Source organism: Rhizobium sp. 05L429 (assembly GCF_056397645.1).
Genome location: NZ_JBFTNV010000091.1, coordinates 1 through 533 on the forward strand (window position 1 = coordinate 1; position 533 = coordinate 533).

General features: G+C 62.6%; 1 protein-coding gene. It reads right to left on the minus strand.

All coding sequences use genetic code 11. The annotated features are described in order from the left end of the window. Positions 1-533 (minus strand): condensation domain-containing protein (locus AC1DNW_RS35450; RefSeq protein WP_477855823.1); only part of this gene is annotated, 533 nt, incomplete at both ends.

The window sequence follows — 533 nt, forward strand, 5'->3', positions numbered from 1 at the left end:
GGCGTCCCATGCAGCTGGTCTTTCCAATACCCCAGCTGGCGTGCAAGGTAATCGCCCTGCAGCCGCTCGCGCTGCCAATGCGCATAGTCGGCATACTGCACCGGCAGTTCAGCCAATCCCGACGGCCGCCCTTCAAGCTGCGCACGGTAGATCTGCGCAACCTCTTCAACCACGACACCCATCGACCASYCATCGGAGATGAYGTGGTGCATCGTCAGGAGCAGGACATGATCGCCGGCGCCAAGCTGCAGCAGCACAATGCGCAGCAGCGGACCCGATGCGAGATCAAACCGGCGGCCCGCCTCCTCCCGCACCAGCTCAAAAACCCGCTGTTCCCGGTCGGCGTCAGGCGTATCGCGAAGATCGACTTCCTTTACRGGAATATCCACATGCGGCCTGATGACCTGTACTGGCGCGCCATCGTCGAGCTCAAAAACCGTGCGAAGCGATTCATGCCGCCGCGTCAGCTCCTCAAAAACCGCCCCTATCCGTGCAGCGCTGATCCCCTCGCCCTTCAGACGCAGCGCCAGCGG